Origin of the sequence: Streptomyces sp. NRRL F-5126 (genome assembly GCF_000721265.1) — a bacterium.
Taxonomy (GTDB): domain Bacteria; phylum Actinomycetota; class Actinomycetes; order Streptomycetales; family Streptomycetaceae; genus Streptomyces.
The window spans coordinates 158,873-172,264 of record NZ_JOFZ01000011.1 but is presented as its reverse complement, the minus strand read 5'-3'; the positions used below and the strand labels follow the sequence as shown (position 1 = coordinate 172,264).

The window sequence follows — 13,392 nt, the reverse complement described above, 5'->3', positions numbered from 1 at the left end:
AGGTAACCACACACCATGACAGCGACGACCCCGCCCCACGACGCCCCGCTGCCGCGGGCCTCCTCCGGAGAGGCCGGCACGTCTGAGCTCCCGTCAGGGGCTGGATCGCCGGCCGACGCGGTCCTCACGCCGGACGCGCACGCCGGACCGGAGGCGGCCGGGCGCGCCGGCGACACCGGTGACACCGGTACGCGGGCGGAAGCCGGCGCCGTGGGGGAGGGCGAGTCCGCCGGGGAACCCGACACGTTCGTACACGCCGAACCGGCCGGGGAAGGCGACGCCCTCCCGCGGCCCGATGCCGTCGGCGGCGCAGGCGCGGCCGTGCGGGACCATCCCTACGGGGCACACCCGTCCCGGCCGGGGGCTGAGTCCGAGGCGGCCGGATGCTCCGGCGACGAGGTCGTGCGAGCAGGGCTGGTCGAAGACGACGAGGACCTGCCGCGACCTGGCGCCGGGGACGACGCCGATGGCGTCGGCGGCGCAGGGACAGTCGTGCGGGGGGACCCCGACGGGGCACCCGCTCCCGGCCCGGACGGCGCGGCCGCGCCGTCCGGTGCGCTCCCGGCGGCCATGGCGGGCGGCGCCGTCGGCGTGGCGGAAGCGCCCGGGGCAGCCGAGCCACCCGCGCTGCCCGAGCCGCCCGTGACGGCTGTCGGGCCGCAGCGCGCGCCCGACGAGGCGCCGCCCGCCGCCCCCGTCCCCGTCGCCGCCGCGCCCTCCCCCGAGGACCCGGCCCACGCGGACGACGGCGGCGAGGCTGTCCCGCCGTCCGCCCCGCCCCCGGCCGGCGACGACTGGGCCTTCTCCGACCGCCCCGGCCCCGGCCCCGGCGCAGGCACCGGTGCGGGCGACGCGCTCGCGGGAAGGCCGGCGGGGGCGGCCGCGCGCCGCGGCCCGCTCATCGTCGGCGAGTCCACGCACGAGATCCCCGTGCACCTCCTCTTCCGCGACGAGGTCGACCCGGCCGTGCGCCGGCCCACCGTCGTGGGGCGGCGGCTCGGCACGGGCGAGCAGCCGCGCATCCGCCGCACCACCGCGCCCACCCGCCCCGAGCCGCCGCTCGACCCGCGCTTCACCGAGCGCCCGGGACCCACGCTGCCCGGCTGGACGGCCGCGTGCGCCGGCGGGCTCACCCTCGCCGGCTGCCTGGCGCTGCTGTGGCACGCGGGTGCCCTGCCCGGCTTCCTGACGCTGCTGGTGGGGCTCGCCCCGCAGCCGTACCACGGCATCGGCATCGGCCAGTGGCTGCTGCTCACGCTCGGTGTGCTGGTGCTGCTGTTCACGCTCGGCGGGCTCAGCCGCGGCCGGGTCGGGCACGCTCTCGTGCTGACGCTGTTCGGCGAGTACCGCGGCAGCGTGCGCCGCACCGGGCTGCTGTGGATCAGCCCCCTGCTGCTGCGCCGGCGCGTGGACGTACGGCTGCGCCACTGGCGCTCGGAACCCATGCCGGCCATGGACGCGAACGGCACCGCGCTCAGCGTCGTCGTCCTCGTCGTGTGGCGGGTGCGTGACACCGTGCGGGCGACCCTCGGGATCCGGGGCCACGAGGACTACCTGCGCGAGCAGGTCGAGGCCGCGATGGCGCGCGTCATGTCGCAGCTCCCGGCCGACGCCTTCCACGGCGCGTCGCCGACGCTGCGCAACGTGGAGGCCGTCGGCGACTCGCTCACCCGCATGCTGTCCGCGGAGTGCAGGCCCGCCGGGATCGAGGTGTTCTCGGCGCAGCCGACGCGCATCGAGTACGCCCCGGAGATCGCCGGCGCCATGCGGCGCAGCCGGATCGCCGCCCTCGACGCCCGCCACCGCGACACCGTCCTGAGCGCCGTGGTGGACGCCGTGGACGACACGGTGCGGCGGCTCACCGCGCGGGGCCTCGTCGCACTGGACGACCACGAGCGCAGGGCCCTCGTGAAGGACCTGACCGTCGCCTTCTACACCGGCAGGGCGGGCGATCACGCCGAGCGACTCTGACCGGGCCGGTCACAACAGGAGGGCCGCGTACCGTTGTGAAACGGTACGCGGCCCTCGCCGTGCAGTGCGCCGCCAGGGACTCGAACCCCGGACCCGCTGATTAAGAGTCAGCTGCTCTAACCAACTGAGCTAGCGGCGCTTGCTGACGAGGTAATCATACCCGGCCCCAGGGGATGCTCGTGACCACCCTCAGCACGAGGCGCCCCAGGCGTCCCGGCCGCCCTGCACGGTCAGCGTCAGGGCCAGCGGCGCGGCCTCCCGGCCCAGGGCGGCGGCAGCGGCGCGCAGCCGGTGGGCGCGCTCGACCGGTAGCGAGAGGGCGAGCGCGCCCACCGTGGCGCCGGCGGTCAGTGGCACGGCCGCGCACACCGTGCCGACCGCGTACTCCTGAAGGTCGAGCACGGGTGCCGTGGGCGGCCGGCCGGCGAGACGTGACAGCAGCGCACGCTCGTCGGTGATCGTGCGGGACGTGAGCCGCGCCGCCTTGTGCCGGGACAGGTGGTCGCGGCGGCCGTCCTGGTCGAGCTGGGTGAGCAGGCACTTGCCGACCGCGCTCGCGTGCGCGGCCGTCCTGAAGTCGACCCACTCCCTGACCGCGGGCGTGCCGGGGCCCGCGGCCACCTGCGTCACCCGTATCTCGCCGTCGACGTAGCGGCTGACGTAGACGGCGGCGCCGAGCGAGTCCCGCAGCCGGTCGAGCGAGCGCCTGACCTTCGCCTCCAGGGTGCGCGCACGTGCCTCGCCCGAGCCGAGCACGGCCAGCGCGTCGCCCGTGACGTACGCGCCGTCGGGCAGCCGCTCCACGTAACCCTCGCGCACGAGCAGGGCGAGCAGCGCCGGCAGGTGCGCGGCCGGCAGGCCGGACTCGCGGGCGATCCGCGTGTCCGTGACGCCGTCGCCGTGGCGGAAGACGGTCTCCAGTACGCGCAGCACGTAGTGCACCGAGTGGAACGGCGCCGCGGGCCCGGGTTTCGTTCCCACGCTTCCCCTCCGCCCTCCCCGCCTCGCGGCGGGAGTCGGACCAAACGATAGCCGGGTGGGCGGGCGAAGGTGCGGGAGACGGCGGGAATCCGCCGCCTCCCGCGGGGCGGGCACCCCGTGGGGGCCCATGAGCACCGTCACAGCACCGCGTTCAGGAACTCCCTGGTGCGCTTGTGCTCGGGGTCGGTGAAGATCTTCTCCGGCGTCCCCTGCTCCACGATCCGCCCCGAGTCGAACATCAGCACCTGGTCCGACACGTCGCGCGCGAAGTTCATCTCGTGCGTGACGCACAGCATGGTGATGTCCGTGTCGTGCGCGATCTGGCGCAGCAGGTCGAGCACGCCCGCCACCAGCTCGGGGTCGAGCGCCGATGTGACCTCGTCGAGCAGCAGGATCTCCGGCCGCATCGCGAGGGCCCTGGCGATCGCGACCCGCTGCTGCTGCCCGCCGGACAGCTGGGTCGGGTGCGCGTTCACCTTGTCGCCGAGGCCCACGAGTTCGAGCAGTTCCCTGGCGCGTGCCTCCGCCTCGGCGCGCTCCACACCGAGCACGGTGATCGGCGCCTCGGTGATGTTGCGCAGCACGTTCATGTTCGGGAAGAGGTTGAACTGCTGGAAGACCATGCCGATCTTCCTGCGGGACTCCCGCAGCTCCTTCTCGGTGGCGGGCCGCAGCGAGCCGTCGGGCTTCCCGGTGTGCGACAGCGGTTCGCCGTCCACCCAGATCACCCCGCCGCTGAGCCGCTCCAGCGTCATCAGCAGCCGCAGGATGGTGGTCTTGCCCGAGCCGCTCGGCCCGATCAGCGTCACGTGTTCGCCGCGCTTGACCTCGAAGTCCAGCTTATCGAGCACGAGATGGTCGCCGTAGCGCTTCTCGACCTGGTCGAAGTGGACGATCGGTGTGCCGCTCTTCTGCTGCGGCACGGCGCCGGCGGGCTTGCCCGCACCGGCGGTGGACTCGGCCGTCGTCTTGTGCAGCGGGTCAGTGGCCAAGGCGCTTCTCCAGCTTTCTCATCAACAGCGACGTCGGGTAGCTCGCGACGAGGAAGATCAGCCCCGCGAGCGTGAACGCCTCGGTGTAGGCGAAGTGGTCCGCCCCGTACTTGCGGGCCTCGAACACCATCTCCTGGACGGTGATCACGGCGAGGAACGGCGTCTCCTTGAACATCGAGATGGCGTAGTTGCCGAGCGCGGGCAGCACGTTGCGCACCGCCTGCGGCAGGACCACGGCCCGCCAGGTGCGCACCGGCGAGAGCGACAGCGCCCTCGACGCCTCCCACTGGCCCTTCGGCACGCCGTCGATGCCCGCCCGGTACACCTCGGAGGTGTAGGTGGCGTAGTGGACGCCGAGCACGATGATGCCGATGACCAGCGGGTCGACGCTGGAGAACACGGTTGCGGCACCCACCAGCTGGACGAGCAGCGGTGTGGACCTGATGAACTCCATGACACCGCGTACCGGCGCCGTCACGAATCGGGTGGGTGCCCTGCGCGCGATCGCGATCAGCAGCCCGAGCACGGCCCCCACGAGGAAGCCGAGCACCGTGGCGAGCAGGGTGATCCGGAAACCGTCCAGCAACAGGGGCAGGACGTCTCCCGCCGCGCCCCAGTCGAATGTGAAACCGTTCACTGCGCACCACTCCCCGCCACGGGGGCCGAGGTGGCGTTCGCGGCGCTCCGACTACGGAACAGTCCGCCGGTGCCGGTGTGTTGGCCGAGTCGTGCCTTGGCGGCCTTTTCGAGAAGGTTCATTAGCAGAGTGAGGATCGAGGCGAGGATGAAGTAGAAGACCAGGAGGGTGATGTAGGCGATGAGAGACGCGCCGGTTCGGGCGCGGATCGATTCGATGACCGTCATCAGGTCGGCCGCCGCGATCAGCCACAGCAGGGGCGTCGCCTTGAGCAGCTGGATCAGCAGGTTGGTGAAGGGCGGGATCATCTGTGCGAGCGCCTGCGGCAGGATCACGCGCCGCATCCGCTGGTACGGGCTGAGGTTGAGCGCGACGGCCGCCTCCCACTGGGCGCGCGGCACGGCGTTGATGCCGCCGCGCACCACCTCGGAGCCGTACGCGCCGAAGTTGAGCGCGAACGCCACCACACCGCAGAACAGTGCGCTGAGCTGGTAGCCGGTGAGCAGGGGCAGCGCGTAGTACAGCCAGAACAGCTGGACGTACAGCGACGTGCCGCGGAAGAACTCGACGATCGTGCGGGACACACCGCGGACCACGATGTTGTGGTGGCCCGCCATGAGTCCCAGCACGAACGACAGCGCGAACGCGATCACCCCGCCGAGCACCGTGGCCTCCGCGGTCACACCGAGCCCCGAGAGCACCTGTGGAAGGTTGTCGAAGAAGGCTGTGAAGAAGGTGTTCATGACGCCTCCGGTGCCGGGCCGCTCAGGCCTTGCACAGGTCCGCGGTCTTCAGGGTGGCGGGCGGTATCTCGGAGGCGGTGAACCCGTAGGGGCTCAGCAGCTTGACGTACTCGGCCTTGTCGGACGTGATCTTCTTGAGCTGCTTGTTGAAGGCGTCGCGCAGCGCCTCGTTGCCCTTCTGGAAGACGGCGCCGCCGGGGCTGAACTGCTTCTTGCCGTTCAGTGTCGGCACGAACGTCGGGGTCACTTCGAGGGTCGGGTTCGTCCTGGCGAGCCAGCGCAGCGAGATGCCGGTGAGGACGAACGCGTCGACCCGGCCGCCCTTGACGGCGTCGGCGCCGTCCTGCTGGTTCTGCAGGGTCTTGATCTTGTCCTCGGGGATGCCGGCGGCCTTCGCGTACGAGGCCTCGACGGCGCCCGACATCACACCGATGGTGACGCCGGCCTTCTTCGCCGACGCGAGGTCGGTGAGCTTCTTCGGGTTGCCCTTCTTCACCATCATGGCGGTGGGGGAGATGAACTCCGGCTCGGAGAACAGGGCGTTGGCGCACCGCTCGGGCGTGATCGCCATGCCGGCGCTGACCACGTCGTACTTGCCGGCCTGGAGGCCGGGGATCAGGCCGTCGAAGTCGGAGAGCGTCGGCTTGAGCTTGTCGACGCCGAGTGCCTTGAATATGTGGGCGTGCAGGGTGGGCGCCTCGCCCTTGAGTACGCCGTGCTCCGTGTAGCCGTACGGTGCCTCGTTGGCGTACGCGACGCGCACGTAGCCCTGCTTGCGCAGCTTCGCGAGCACGTCGTCGCCTGAACCGGACGACGTGTTGGTTTTGCTGCACGCGGTAAGGGCACCGGGTACGACGAGCAGTCCACCGACGGCGGCGGAACGGCTGAGGAAGCCCCGGCGGGACAGGTTCGGGAAATCAGCCATGGATTCGCATTCTCCTCGGTGGTGTTTGGTATCGGGCAGACTTCGGCACGCGCCTGCCCCGTCCAGAATTTCTATGCGGCAGATCCGGCGGCTGTAATGGAACGGTGTCCGGAAGGAGACATTCCGGTGCCCTGTGGTGAGCCTCCTGCGGTGCCGTGTCCGGGTGTTGTGGGATATGTCCGGCGGGAAGGGTGGGGGCGGGAGCGGGCGGCGCGATCCTGCCCGCCCGGAGCGGGACCGCCCCGGGAATAAAACGGAGTCCACCTCCGCTGTCGCAGCCGACCGAGGAAGCTTCGCTCTGGAGGACCCGAACGTGACGGACGACGCCACCCACGCCGACGCCACCCACGCCGAGGCGGCGAACCGCACGGCCGACGCGATCCGAGGCACGGCGCAGGGCACGGCGCCGGTGCCGCTGTCGGTGCTCGACCTCGTGACGGTCGGCGCGGGCACGACCGCCACGGACGCGCTGCGCAACAGCGTCGCCCTGGCCAGGACGGCCGAGCGGCGCGGCTACCTGCGCCACTGGATCGCCGAGCACCACTCGATGCCCGGCATCGCGTCGTCGTCGCCCGCCGTGATCCTCTCCCACCTCGCCGCGCACACCGACCGCATCAGGCTCGGCTCAGGCGGTGTGATGCTGCCCAACCACGCGCCGCTGGTCATCGCCGAGCAGTTCGGCACGCTGGAGGCCCTCGCACCCGGCCGCGTCGACCTCGGCCTCGGCCGCGCGCCCGGCACGGACGGCGCTACGGCCGCGGCGCTGCGCCGCAGCGAGCGGCTGAACGAGGGCGCCGACGACTTCCCGCAGCAACTCGTCGAGCTGACCCGCTTCCTGGACGACGCGTTCCCCGACGGCCACCCCTACGCGCGCATCCACGCCGTGCCGGGACCCGTGCAGGGGCCCACGGGCCGGCCGCCGATCTGGCTGCTCGGCTCGTCCGGCTTCAGCGCACAGCTCGCGGGCGCGCTGGGCCTGCCGTTCGCGTTCGCGCACCACTTCTCGGCGCAGAACACCGTCCCGGCGCTCGACCTCTACCGCAGCTCGTTCCGCCCCTCCGAGGTGCTGTCCGAGCCGTACGCGCTGATCGGGGTGGCCGCCCTCGCGGCCGAGGACGAGGCGGAGGCCCGCCGCCAGGTGATGACGGGCGCGCTGTCCATGGTGCGGCTGCGCACGGGCCGCCCCGGCCTCGTCCCGACGCCGCAGGAGGCGGAGGCGTACCCGTTCGGCGAGCGGGAGCGCGAGTTCGTGGACGGCTGGCTCGCCAACATCGTGCACGGCACGCCGGACGCGGTGCGCGACGGGCTCGACGCCCTGCAGAAGCGCACGGGGGCCGACGAGCTGATGCTCACGGCGAACGCCCACACCGCGTCCGTCCGCCTCAGGAGCTACGAGCTGATCGCCGACGCCTACGGCCTGCCGGACGCCGGCCACTGACACCGTCCCCTCCCGGCGCCCGGGCGTGCGGTCAGGCGTCGGCGGACGCGTTCGTGCTCGCGCCGCGCCTGGCCAGCAGGTCGCCGATGCGTTCGGGAGCGACCGGGCGGGAGTACAGCCAGCCCTGGCCGGTGTCGCAGCCGATCTGCTGCAGGCGTTCAGCCTGCACCGACGTCTCCACGCACTCGGCCGTCACCGTGAGACCCAGCCGGTGGGCGAGCTGCACCAGCGCCTCGACGATCATCTCGTCGGCCGGGTTGTGGTGCGTGCCGCCCTCGTCGTAGCGGAAGCCCCGTACGAACGAGCCGTCCAGCTTGAGCGCCGACACCGGGAGCCGGCTCAGGTACGCCAGGTTCGAGTATCCCGTGCCGAAGTCGTCGATGGCGATGCGCACACCCATCTCGCTGAGCGCCTGGAGCGCCTGAAGGGGGCGTCCGGCCGAGCCCATCACCGCGGACTCCGTCAGTTCGAGCTGGAGCAGCTCGGGCGCGAGACCCGTCTCCGCCAGGACGTCGCCGACCTCCGCCACCAGGTCGGAGTCCCACACCTGCCGCACGGCGACGTTGACGCTCATGACCAGCGGCTCGGCGCCGGGGTGCGCGAGCTGCCAGCGCCGCGCCTGCCGGCACGCCGTGCGCAGCACCCAGCTGCCCAGCTGGACGATCGAACCGTCCTCCTCGGCCAGGGTGATGAACCGGTTCGGCGTCAGCATCCCGAACTGCGGGTGCTGCCAGCGCACCAGTGCCTCGACGCCGCGCACCGAGCTGTCGGCCATGCACACCAGTGGCTGGTACTCAAGCCGGAACTCGCCACGTCCGACGGCGGGGCGCAGTGACGACGAGAGCGCCTGGCGGGTCATCCGGTGTGCGTTGCGCTCCGGGTCGAACAGCGTCCAGCGCGCCTTGCCGTCCGCCTTGGCCCAGTACAGCGTGGTGTCGGCGGCCTGCATGAGGCACGTCGGTGTGGTGGACTCGCAGGGGCGCTCCACCACACCGATCGACGCCGAAAGCGCGAGCCGCTGGCCCGCGAGGTCGAACGGCAGCTGGAGCGAGTCGAGCACGGACCGTGCCAGGCAGGTCAGTTGCTCCGTGCCCGTCGAGTCCTCCACGAGCAGCGCGAACTCGTCGCCGCCGAGCCGGGCCACGAGGTGGCCGCCGCCCTCGCGGTCGGCGTGCTCGGCGCAGTCGACCAGGCGTCGCGCGACGGCGGCGAGCAGCCGGTCGCCCGTGCGGTGGCCGAGCGTGTCGTTGACGGCCTTGAAGCCGTCCAGGTCGAGGTAGAGCAGCCCGATCCGGCCCGTGCCCTGCTCGTACGCCCCGCCGTCGCGGGTGCCCGGCGCGGCGAGCGGCGCGGCGGTCGAGGACTCAAGCGCCGCCGTGAGGCGCTCGAAGAACAGGGCCCTGTTGGGCAGCCGGGTCACCGGATCGTGCATCTGCAGGTGGCGCAGGCGCGCCTGCAACTCGCGCCGGTCGCTGATGTCGCTCACCGCCAGCAGCGCACCGCCGTCGGTGCCCGCCACGGGCGCGACGGTGACCTCGGCCCAGACGGCCCGCCCCTCGGGGTGCTTGAGGCGACGCGTGCAGCGCAGCCGGGGCCGCCTGCCGCGCAGCACCTCGCGATAGGCGTGCCACGTGCGGGCGTCGGAGGCAAGGTCGACGAGGTCGGCGGCCGCCTGCCCGGCCAGGGCGGTCCCGCACGCGCCGAGGAGGTCGGACAGCGCGGCGTTGGCGCCGAGCACCGTGCCCTCGTCGTCGAGGAACGCCATGGCGAGCTGGGCCGCGTTGAACGCGGCACGATAGTCGCTCGGACGCGCGCCGCCGCACGCTCCCCCGAACGGGTGACGGTCGGTCACCGTGGCGTCCGCCGGGCGAGCCTCGCCGTGCGCCGGGACTGCCGCCGATCGCGGTTCTTCGGAGGTTGCGCTCACGGCTCGCTCCCACGGTGCAGTCGTGTCGTACAAGGGCGGTCAGGGACGGTCGGACCGGGAAAGTGAGCCGATCATAGAGCCAGCGCGGGGGCGTGTTCCAGCCACGGAACGGTGAACGGGCGGCCGGGCGGGCGCCGTCCGCCCATCGGTTGACCGTTTCTGCATATCTGCGACGCAGGTCACGCGCGACATGACGTTTTGTGACGTTCCGTGACCGAAAGCCTCGCCCGATCGGAGTGTCGCCACGGCGCGCGCGGCGCCCGCGGCCCCGCGCGGCGCTCCCGGGCGCCCACCGGAAGCAAGCCCTCACCCGGCCGGTTCCCCCCGACGGGCATGACATAACAAAACATCACAAAGTGGATGACGTCACATGAACTCCGCGGCCGGAGGCCTTCGTGGAACGTCAGCAGACATCCCCGGGTCGGGAGCGCCCTCGCCTGCGCAGGACCGCCGCGGCCCTCACATCGCTCATGGCCCTCGCCGCGACCTCGCTGGTCACCGGGGGCACGGTCGCCGCCTCCACCTCGCCCGACGCCTGCGCCCTGCCGCGTACGGCCGCGCACCACAGCCTCGGACTCGACACCTGGAACAGCGCCTACGTACGCCCCGACCACCGTGTCGACTCGGTCATGATCTTCCTGTCCTTCCCCGACTCGGTGCCGAAGACGACCCCGAGCGAACTGGCCGCCGACCACTTCCCGGCCACCAGCCGCTTCTGGAACCGCTCCTCCTACGGCCGGTTCGTCCTGCGCAACCACCCGCAGCACCGGTGGCTCGAGATGCCCAGGCCCTCCACCGCGTACCGCATCAAGCGGGACTGGGCGCCCGCGCGCCGGGACATGTACCTGCGCGACGCCCTGCGGGTGTCCGACCCTGCCGTGGACTTCGCGAAGTACCAGGTCGTCTACCTCGTGGCGGACCCGGACGCGCCGGGCGTCGACTCGGACGCGACGAAGGTGGTCAACTTCGACCACCCGATGCACGCTGATGGAACGGACATCGGACGCGTCGTGACCGTGTTCGAACACCACCCGCCCGACCACAACGTCCTCGCGCACGAGACGGGCCACGTCTTCGACCTGCCCGACCTCTACCACCGCCCCGCGGACGGCAAGGGCGACTGGGACACCTACGTCGGCGACTGGGACGTGATGGGCAGCCAGTTCGGCCTCGCGCCCGACCTGTTCGGATGGCTGAAATGGAAGCTCGGCTGGCTGGACGACCGCCAGGTGCGGTGCGTGCAGAAGGCCGGGTCCTCGATGTTCACCCTGGAGCCGGTCTCGGCGCCCAGGTCCGCCGCCGGCCGCGCGGGCACCCGCCTCGTCGTCATCAGGACGGGGGAGGACTCCGCGATCGCCGTGGAGGCGCGCGCCGCCGTCGGCAACGACGCCACCACCTGCCGGGAGGGAGTGCTGATCTACCGCGTCCGCAGCGCCACGGAGTCGGGCGGCGGCCCGATCCACGTGTACGACACCCACCCGCACACGTCGGCCTGCCAGGGCAGCTCCGTCTACCCGCCGCTCGCGGACGCCCCGCTCGGCGTCGGCGAGACGTACACCGTGCCGGGGGAGCGGATCTCGGTGGAGGTGGCGGACCGCAGCGGGACGGGGGCGTGGACGGTGAAGATCACCACCGACGCCCACGCCTGACGCGCCCCGCCCCCGTACGCACGGAGGGCCCCCACCTGCCGGTGGAGGCCCTCCGTCGTCTGTGCGCCGCCAGGGACTCGAACCCCGGACCCGCTGATTAAGAGTCAGCTGCTCTAACCAACTGAGCTAGCGGCGCCTGCTGACGTCGTAGACATTAGCACCCGGAGCGGTGAGAGGAAAAATCGATAAACGACGGCGAAGCGGCAGGTCGGCGCCGTGCCGCGGGAACCGCCCCGTCCTCGCACCGGCGCGGCGCCCCGCGGGCCGCGCCCACGCACGCCCACAGCAGCACCTCGGGCCCGGGCAGCCAGGGACCGCGCGTGCCGGGGGCGACGACCCAGCGCGGTCCTGGCCCGGTCCCCGGCGACAGGGCGGGCACGGTGACCGCGTCCCCCGTGCCGTGGCACAGCACCGGCGGCACGCCGCCCGTGCGGTCCGCGCCGCCCCACTCCTCCCAGCCGATCAGCGCGGGAAGCCGCTGGGCGGTGCCGGGCACGGCGAAGAGCAGCACGCGCCCGCGGTGCGTGGCGACGGGCCCCGAGCCCGGCCCCTGAGCCCACATGCGGTCGAGCACCCGGCGGGCGAAGACGGTGGGCAGGTTCACCACGTCGAAGACCGAGCCGCAGGGCAGCACGCCGGGCAGCCCCGGGCGGGCCCGCCACAGCGAGAGGGCGGAGCGCGGGCATGTGGCGGCCGAGGCGAGCCAGGCCGCGCCCTCCGGCGTCACCTGCTCGGCGCGTGCCCGTTCGGTCCCCGCCCGCTCCGTTCGCGCCCGCTCGGCCTCGTCGAGAAGGGCGAGCAGGTCCGTACCGGGGCGGTGGGTCTTCTCGTCTCGCAGCCAGGCGCTCATGACACCGGTCTACCCGGGGTGACGGGCGCGTGGCCGACGGTTGCCGAATCCCGGGACAGCGGCAGGGGACGGGGCGTAACCTGCCCCAGCGCATATGCCGGATGCGCGTTCGGATGCACGTGCATCCGCAATGTCGAGACGGCCGCGCCTGCGCCGGCGGCTGTCCGGAACGGGCCGGTCAGGTGTCCTCGGCCAGGCCCCTGCCGTTCTGCAGGTCCCTGCCGAACTCGATCATCTTCTTCGCGTAGTCCTCGGTCCACCGCGCACGCTCCGCGATGTCCGCCGCCGTGAGGCGGTCGAACCTGCGCGGGTCCGCGAGCTGCGCGGCGGCGACCGCCTGGAACTCGACGGCCCGGTCCGTGGCCGCTCTGAACGACAGCGTCAGCTCCGTCGACCTGTCGAGCAGCTGTGCCGGGTCGTCCATGGACTCCAGGCCGAAGAAGCGGTCCGGGTCCGCCGCCGCGGCCGCCGGCTCGAAGAGCAGCGGGGCGGGCCTCATGCGGCGCTCGCCCTGGTCGGCATCCGCCATCGTGTGTCCTCCTGGGTACTGCTGGACGTGCTGTACGCGTGCCTGGTCCGCCGGGGGACCGTCGTCCATTGTCCCGCGCGGCGCAAGAGGGCGTGGAGCAGGCGCTCGCCGGGAGCCCGCTCCACGGGTACCCGGGCGACGGGGGTCAGACCCGCCCCTCCAGATGCGCGGTGTCGTTCCAGACCTCCAGCGCCGGTGCGCCGTACGCCCAGCCGAGTACCGAGAGGGACGCGGGTGCGAGGCGCACGCGCGCGGCGAACGCGATGGGCTCGCCCAGCCACCGCGCGCCGATCGCCCGCAGGATGTGCCCGTGCGCGAACACCACCGCGTCCCGCTGTGCCGACCGGGCCCAAGCGACCACCTCGTCAGCGCGCTCCGAGACCCGCGCCAGGCTCTCCCCGCCGGGCACACCGTCGCGCCAGATGAACCAGCCCGGCCGCACCGCCGTGATCTGCGCGGGCGTGAGCCCCTCGTAGTCGCCGTAGTGGAACTCCCGCAGCGCGTCCCAGCGCGCGGCGCGGTCGCCGAAACCCGCGAGCTCGCACGTCTCCGACGCGCGCACGAGCGGGCTGGTGCGCACCTCGGCGCCGGCAAGACCCGACCACGGCGTCCGGTGCAGGCGCTGCCCGAGCGCCTTCGCGTCCGCGCGCCCCTCGTCGAGCAGCGGCACGTCCGTCCTGCCGGTGTGCTGCCCGGACACCGACCAGGCCGTCCGGCCGTGCCGGACGAGGAACAGGCGCATGTGCGGTC

Annotated in this window: 11 protein-coding genes, 2 tRNA genes and 1 pseudogene; 3 read left to right on the top strand and 11 right to left on the bottom strand. The window is 72.8% G+C overall.

The features are described 5' to 3' along the window. Positions 1 to 15 precede the first annotated feature (15 nt). Positions 16 to 1,971, top strand: coding sequence for an SPFH domain-containing protein (locus IH48_RS0124085; RefSeq protein ID WP_234434366.1), 1,956 nt, complete (start codon positions 16 to 18; stop codon positions 1,969 to 1,971). Between the two features lie 65 nt (positions 1,972 to 2,036). On the opposite strand, the gene IH48_RS0124080 is transcribed toward IH48_RS0124085, so the two are convergent. The 6 genes from IH48_RS0124080 to ehuB form a co-directional block, all read right to left on the bottom strand. After that, positions 2,037 to 2,110, bottom strand: a tRNA-Lys gene (locus tag IH48_RS0124080). A 50-nt stretch (positions 2,111 to 2,160) separates the two neighbouring features. Beyond that, positions 2,161 to 2,952 (bottom strand): IclR family transcriptional regulator domain-containing protein, encoded by a 792-nt coding sequence (locus tag IH48_RS0124075; protein ID WP_051840472.1) that lies wholly within the window; start codon positions 2,950 to 2,952, stop codon positions 2,161 to 2,163. Positions 2,953 to 3,089: 137 nt separating this feature from the next. After that, positions 3,090 to 3,944, bottom strand: a complete 855-nt coding sequence (ehuA, locus tag IH48_RS0124070) for an ectoine/hydroxyectoine ABC transporter ATP-binding protein EhuA (RefSeq protein WP_030908388.1) — start codon at positions 3,942 to 3,944, stop codon at positions 3,090 to 3,092. Beyond that, positions 3,934 to 4,581, bottom strand: a complete 648-nt coding sequence (gene ehuD / locus IH48_RS0124065) for an ectoine/hydroxyectoine ABC transporter permease subunit EhuD (protein WP_030908385.1) — start codon at positions 4,579 to 4,581, stop codon at positions 3,934 to 3,936. The genes ehuA and ehuD overlap by 11 nt, the downstream gene beginning before the upstream one ends. Then, positions 4,578 to 5,324, bottom strand: a complete 747-nt coding sequence (gene ehuC / locus IH48_RS0124060) for an ectoine/hydroxyectoine ABC transporter permease subunit EhuC (RefSeq protein ID WP_030908382.1) — start codon at positions 5,322 to 5,324, stop codon at positions 4,578 to 4,580. Before ehuC ends, ehuD begins: the two co-directional genes overlap by 4 nt. 22 nt (positions 5,325 to 5,346) lie before the next feature. Then, on the bottom strand, positions 5,347 to 6,249 hold the full coding sequence (gene ehuB / locus IH48_RS0124055; RefSeq protein WP_030908379.1) for an ectoine/hydroxyectoine ABC transporter substrate-binding protein EhuB: 903 nt from the start codon (positions 6,247 to 6,249) through the stop codon (positions 5,347 to 5,349). A 313-nt stretch (positions 6,250 to 6,562) separates the two neighbouring features. Here ehuB and IH48_RS0124050 point away from each other — a divergent pair, with 313 nt between their 5' ends. After that, positions 6,563 to 7,687: an LLM class flavin-dependent oxidoreductase gene (locus IH48_RS0124050; RefSeq protein WP_051840470.1), complete on the top strand. Its 1,125-nt coding sequence runs from the start codon at positions 6,563 to 6,565 to the stop codon at positions 7,685 to 7,687. 31 nt (positions 7,688 to 7,718) lie between these two features. On the opposite strand, the gene IH48_RS0124045 is transcribed toward IH48_RS0124050, so the two are convergent. Further along, complete coding sequence (locus IH48_RS0124045) at positions 7,719 to 9,614, bottom strand: EAL domain-containing protein (RefSeq protein WP_037843091.1); 1,896 nt, start codon at positions 9,612 to 9,614, stop codon at positions 7,719 to 7,721. A gap of 470 nt (positions 9,615 to 10,084) precedes the next feature. On the opposite strand from IH48_RS0124045, the gene IH48_RS0124040 reads away from it, so the two are divergent. Next, positions 10,085 to 11,263 carry a M6 family metalloprotease domain-containing protein gene (locus tag IH48_RS0124040; RefSeq protein WP_051840468.1) on the top strand — a complete coding sequence of 393 codons (1,179 nt, stop codon included), beginning with the start codon at positions 10,085 to 10,087 and terminating at the stop codon, positions 11,261 to 11,263. A gap of 62 nt (positions 11,264 to 11,325) precedes the next feature. Here IH48_RS0124040 and IH48_RS0124035 read toward each other — a convergent pair. The 4 genes and pseudogenes from IH48_RS0124035 to IH48_RS0124020 form a co-directional block, all read right to left on the bottom strand. Then, positions 11,326 to 11,399 (bottom strand) — tRNA-Lys (locus IH48_RS0124035). Then, positions 11,390 to 12,113: pseudogene (locus tag IH48_RS0124030) on the bottom strand (hypothetical protein). The gene IH48_RS0124035 and the pseudogene IH48_RS0124030 overlap by 10 nt, the downstream one beginning before the upstream one ends. A gap of 178 nt (positions 12,114 to 12,291) precedes the next feature. Then, complete coding sequence (locus IH48_RS0124025) at positions 12,292 to 12,642, bottom strand: hypothetical protein (protein WP_030908364.1); 351 nt, start codon at positions 12,640 to 12,642, stop codon at positions 12,292 to 12,294. Positions 12,643 to 12,787: 145 nt separating this feature from the next. Next, positions 12,788 to 13,384, bottom strand: a complete 597-nt coding sequence (locus IH48_RS0124020; RefSeq protein WP_030908362.1) for a histidine phosphatase family protein — start codon at positions 13,382 to 13,384, stop codon at positions 12,788 to 12,790. Positions 13,385 to 13,392: the final 8 nt, after the last annotated feature.

Coding starts and splice junctions, on each gene's coding strand:
- IH48_RS0124085 (WP_234434366.1), top strand. CDS start 16: ATGACAGCGACGACCCCGCCCCACGACGCCCCGCTGCCGCGGGCCTCC.
- IH48_RS0124040 (WP_051840468.1), top strand. CDS start 10,085: ATGGCCCTCGCCGCGACCTCGCTGGTCACCGGGGGCACGGTCGCCGCC.
- ehuB (WP_030908379.1), bottom strand. CDS start 6,249: ATGGCTGATTTCCCGAACCTGTCCCGCCGGGGCTTCCTCAGCCGTTCC.
- ehuC (WP_030908382.1), bottom strand. CDS start 5,324: ATGAACACCTTCTTCACAGCCTTCTTCGACAACCTTCCACAGGTGCTC.
- IH48_RS0124020 (WP_030908362.1), bottom strand. CDS start 13,384: ATGCGCCTGTTCCTCGTCCGGCACGGCCGGACGGCCTGGTCGGTGTCC.
- IH48_RS0124025 (WP_030908364.1), bottom strand. CDS start 12,642: ATGGCGGATGCCGACCAGGGCGAGCGCCGCATGAGGCCCGCCCCGCTG.